Raw genomic sequence first — 4,707 nt, 5'->3', positions numbered from 1 at the left:
GCGCAGGAGGCGGCGGGCGGCCCGCCGCCGGGGACCGCACCGGGGCCCGAGCCCGAGCCCGAGCCCGAGCCGGCCGCGCGGCCCCGGCCCGCGTACATGCCGCAGCAGCAGGGCTGGGACGGCTGGGACGGACAGCGGTACGAGCAGTACGGGCAGTACGCCGATCGGAGCGACCCGTACGCACGGGGCGTGCGGCCCGGGCCCGCCTACGACGGCGGCCCGTACGGCGACGGCTCCGGAACCCACGGCACCCCGGGGCAGGACCACGGCGGCTCGTACGGCGACACGTACGGCGACACGTACGGCGACACGTACGGCCACGGCGCCCAGGACGGCACGACGTACGGCGACAGGAGCGACCGCGCATGAACCGCACCACCTACTCCCTGATCGGCGTGGTCGCCGCGCTGGCCGCCGTCACCGGTGTCGCGTCGCTGACCGTCCCCTCCGGCGAGCCCGCCGCCGGCCCCGCGGCCGCCCGGCTCCCCGTGGAGCGCTCCACGCTGGTGTGCCCGCAGCCGGCCTCCTCGGAGGTGGGCGAGACCACGTACACGGCCTACACGCCCAAGGGCGGCACCGAGCGGAAGGAGAGCGCGAGGGGCCAGGAGGGCGCGGCCGGGCTGCTGCCCGCCGGGAGCACCCTGGAGGGCGGCGGCCGGAGCGGCGAGGACGGGGAGAAGGCCGACGAGCCCGATCCCGTCGTCCCCCTGGAGAAGCCCGGGGTCCCGGTCACCGCCGAGACGGACAGCAGCGGCTCGCCCGCTCTGACCGGGTCGGCCGACGGAAGCCTCGCCCCCGGCTGGACGGTCCAGCAGACCACCCACGTCGCCGCGGGCACCGGCCGCGGGCTGCTGGGCGTCTCCTGCACCGTGCCCGGCACCGAGTTCTGGTTCCCCGGCGCGAGCACCGCGAAGTCGCGCCACGACTACATCCACCTCACCAACCCCGACGACGCCTCGGCCGTGGTCGACCTGGAGCTGTACGGCGAGGACGGCTCGGTGAAGACCGAGAGCGGCGAGGGCATCAACGTCCCCGGCCGCTCCACGGTCCCCGTGCTGCTCTCCACGCTCTCGCGGGAGCCGGTCACCGACGTGGTCCTGCACGTGGTGGCGCGCAGCGGCCGGATCGGGGCCCAGGTGCAGTCGGTCGACGAGAAGCTCGGCGGCGACTGGCTGCTGGCCTCCGCCGACTCCCGCGGCTCCCTGGTCCTGCCGGGCATCCCGGCCGACGCCACCGCCGTACGCCTGGTCGTCTTCGCGCCCGGGGAGAAGGACGCGGACCTGAAGGTGCGGCTGGCCACCCCCACCGGCGCCATCACCCCCGCGGGGCAGGAGAGCCTCCACGTCAGGAGCGGTACGACCGTCGCCGTGGACCTCGGCGACGTGACCAGGGGCGAGCCGGGCTCGCTGGTCCTCTCCCCGGCACAGGAGGGCTCCGGCGCCCGGGCCGTGGCGGCGCTGCGCGTGCTGCGCGGCGAGGGGACGCGGCAGGAGACGGCGTTCATCCCGGCCGCCGTGCCCGTCCGGGAGCGGGCGTCCGCGGCCGGGAGCGACGCCGGGGCGGAGAGCGGCGAGGACGGCGGCACGGTCCTGTCTCTGGTCGCGCCGGGGAAGGCCGCGAAGGTGCGGGTGACCGCGTCGGCGGGCAGCGGCGGCGGCGAGCCGGTCGGCAGGACGCTCGACCTCAGGGCCGGCACCACGACGGCCGTCGACGATCTGCGGCCCGAGGGGGCGAAGGGGCGTTACGCGCTCACCGTCGAACGACTGTCGGGCGGGGAGGTGTACGCGGCCCGGACGCTGTCCCTGGAGGACGACGGCATCCCGATGTTCACCGTGCAGACGCTCCCGGACGACCGGGGGACGGTGTCGGTGCCGCGGGCCGGGCAGGACCTGTCGGTGCTCGTCGACTGAGCGGCGTACGGCGGCCCGCCCCCGTCTCAGTCCTGCCCGTAACGCGGGTCGATCGACTCCGGGGCCAGCCCGAGGAGTTCGGCGACCTGCTCGACGACCACCTCGTGGACGAGCAGCGCCCGGTCGTCGCGCGTCCTGGCGCGCAGCTCGATGGGCCGCCGGTAGACGACGATGCGGTCGGGGCGGCCGTCACGTGCGGCCGCGTACCGGCCGAGCGGCACACTGTCCGGTCCGTCGAGCCAGCCGTCGGCCCAGTCGCCTGGCCCGGTGCCGCTCTCCGGCGCGGTGGGCGGCACCTCCTGCACCACGAACTCCACCCCGGACAGCTGCGGCCACTGTCTCTCCAGCCGGTCCGCGGAGTCGCGCACCAGATCGTCGAAGGCGTCGGCGCGGCTCATGGCGAGCGGCACCTGGGGCGGCGCGATGGGGCCGCGCATGCCGCGTCCATGGCGATCCCGGCGACGCGGTCGCGGGTCGGGCCGGCGGGGCGGTACGGGGTTGCTCATCACCTTGAGAGTAGCCGTCCGCGGGTGGCCGGGTAGCGGGTACGACGCGACCCCGTCGTCCCGTGCCGCCGTCCCGCACCACCGTGTACGGCCGCACGCCGGCGTGCCACGGCCCCACGCTCCCCGGAGACACGGGCGGCGTTCGCCACCGGCTGCCGGAAGCCGACCGGTTCCGCCCTTCCAGGGTGTCGTTTCGGACGACTTCCCGATCGGTGACCGCTCCTCGATGACGGAATCCGAGCGAAGGGGTAACGACACCCATGTCCGGTTTCCACCCGCCGCCAAACCGGACTTTCCGGGCCCTTGCCGGGCCGGCCGGTCCGCCACCGCCGCGCGGGACCGCGGTGGGCCGGCACGACACAACAGGACGACCTCCCGCAGAGTCGTCGCGGCCCGCTCAAGAGTGCGGTACCGTCCAACATCGTGAGCCCTGTACGTCGCTGTTCGCGCACCGCGTGCGGCCGCCCTGCCGTGGCGACGCTGACGTACGTCTACGCGGACTCGACGGCCGTCCTCGGCCCCCTCGCGACCTATGCCGAACCCCACTGCTACGACCTGTGCTCGGAGCACTCGGAGCGGCTGACCGCACCGCGCGGCTGGGAGGTCGTCCGCCTCGCCGTGGACGCGGGCCCCGCCCGCCCCAGCGGCGACGACCTCGAAGCCCTGGCCAACGCCGTCCGCGAGGCCGCCCGCACCCCGCAGCGCAGGAAGCCCGCCCCCACCGAGCAGCCGGGCTCCGGCGGCGTGCGCGAGAAGGATCTGATGGAAGTGGCTCGACGTGGCCACCTGCGGGTACTGAGGTCCCCCGAGAACTGATCGCCCCGTTACATTTGGGGCGTCGCCAGATACTCCAGAAGGGGTGGACCGTGCCTGACCTGTCACACATCGTGAAGGCGTACGACGTACGTGGTGTGGTGCCCGACCAGTGGGACGAATCCCTCGCCGAGCTGTTCGGCGCGGCGTTCGCGACGGTCACGGGCGCGAGCGCGATCGTGGTCGGACACGACATGCGCCCCTCCTCGCCGGGCCTGTCGCGGGCCTTCGCCCGGGGAGCCGCCGCCCGCGGCGCCGACGTCACCGAGATCGGCCTGTGCTCCACCGACCAGCTCTACTTCGCCAGCGGCCGGTTCGGTCTGCCCGGCGCGATGTTCACCGCCAGCCACAACCCCGCCCGGTACAACGGCATCAAGATGTGCCGGGCCGGCGCCGCCCCCGTCGGCCGGGACACCGGTCTGGCCGACATCCGCGCGCTGGTGGAGGAGTGGGCCTCCGCCGGGGCCCCCGGGCCGGCGGAGAAGCCGGGGACGATCGCGCGGCGGGATGTGCTGGCCGACTACGCCGCCCATCTGCGCTCGCTGGTCGACCTCACCGCCGTCCGCCCGCTGAAGGCCGTCGTCGACGCGGGCAACGGCATGGGCGGCCACACCGTCCCCACCGTCCTGGACGGTCTGCCCGTCGAGCTGGACGCGATGTACTTCGAACTCGACGGCACCTTCCCCAACCACGAGGCCAACCCGCTGGATCCGGCCAACATCGTCGACCTCCAGGCCCGGGTGCGGGAGACCGGCGCCGACATCGGCCTGGCCTTCGACGGCGACGCCGACCGGTGCTTCGTCGTCGACGAGCGCGGTGAGCCCGTCTCCCCGTCGGCGATCACCGCCCTGGTCGCGGAGCGCGAGCTGGCCAAGCACCCCGGCTCCACCGTGATCCACAACTGCATCACCTCCTGGTCCGTCCCCGAGGTCGTCAAGGAGGCGGGCGGCACCCCGGTGCGCACCCGGGTGGGCCACTCCTTCATCAAGGAGGAGATGGCACGCACCGGCGCGGTCTTCGGCGGCGAGCACTCGGCGCACTACTACTTCCGCGACTTCTGGAACGCCGACACCGGCATGCTCGCCGCACTCCACGTCCTGGCCGCGCTCGGCGGGCAGCCGGGCACCCTGTCGGAGCTGGTCGCCCGGTACGACCGTTACGCCGCCTCCGGCGAGATCAACAGCACCGTGGAGGACCAGGCGGGACGCGCCGCCGCGGTGAGGGCCGCCTTCGAGGGCCGCGAGGGCCTGACGCTGGACGAGCTGGACGGCCTGACGGTCACGGCGCCGGACTGGTGGTTCAACCTCCGCCCCTCCAACACCGAGCCGCTGCTGCGCCTGAACGTCGAGGCGCGCGACGCGGAGACGGCCGCCGGGGTCCGCGACGAGGTACTGGCGATCGTCCGCGCCTGACGGCCGGACCGGCGGGACACCGTACGGCGGCGCCGGGACCGGCCACCGGCCCCGGCGCCGCCGTAC

At 74.8% G+C, this 4,707-nt stretch carries 4 protein-coding genes and 1 pseudogene; 4 read left to right on the top strand and 1 reads right to left on the bottom strand.

Annotated features, from left to right (window positions below):
* Together AC2CJA_RS24315 and AC2CJA_RS24310 are read left to right on the top strand one after the other, a co-directional pair.
* Positions 1–369 (top strand): annotated as a pseudogene (locus tag AC2CJA_RS24315) (hypothetical protein); the annotation flags it as partial.
* Positions 366–1,910: a DUF5719 family protein gene (locus AC2CJA_RS24310; RefSeq protein ID WP_484604825.1), complete on the top strand. Its 1,545-nt coding sequence runs from the start codon at positions 366–368 to the stop codon at positions 1,908–1,910. The pseudogene AC2CJA_RS24315 and the gene AC2CJA_RS24310, both read left to right, overlap by 4 nt.
* Positions 1,911–1,936: 26 nt before the next feature.
* On the opposite strand, the gene AC2CJA_RS24305 is transcribed toward AC2CJA_RS24310, so the two are convergent.
* Complete coding sequence (locus AC2CJA_RS24305; RefSeq protein WP_484604824.1) at positions 1,937–2,416, bottom strand: metallopeptidase family protein; 480 nt, start codon at positions 2,414–2,416, stop codon at positions 1,937–1,939.
* Between the two features lie 420 nt (positions 2,417–2,836).
* Here AC2CJA_RS24305 and AC2CJA_RS24300 point away from each other — a divergent pair, with 420 nt between their 5' ends.
* Positions 2,837–3,232 carry a DUF3499 domain-containing protein gene (locus AC2CJA_RS24300; RefSeq protein WP_484604826.1) on the top strand — a complete coding sequence of 132 codons (396 nt, stop codon included), beginning with the start codon at positions 2,837–2,839 and terminating at the stop codon, positions 3,230–3,232.
* A 50-nt stretch (positions 3,233–3,282) separates the two neighbouring features.
* Positions 3,283–4,641: a phosphomannomutase/phosphoglucomutase gene (locus tag AC2CJA_RS24295; RefSeq protein WP_484604823.1), complete on the top strand. Its 1,359-nt coding sequence runs from the start codon at positions 3,283–3,285 to the stop codon at positions 4,639–4,641.
* Positions 4,642–4,707: the final 66 nt, after the last annotated feature.

The sequence above is a fragment of the Streptomyces sp. ATLC9 genome, from assembly GCF_057196705.1.
This window is presented reverse-complemented; position numbering and strand designations above follow the sequence as displayed.

Coding starts and splice junctions, on each gene's coding strand:
- AC2CJA_RS24310 (WP_484604825.1), top strand. CDS start 366: ATGAACCGCACCACCTACTCCCTGATCGGCGTGGTCGCCGCGCTGGCC.
- AC2CJA_RS24305 (WP_484604824.1), bottom strand. CDS start 2,416: ATGAGCAACCCCGTACCGCCCCGCCGGCCCGACCCGCGACCGCGTCGC.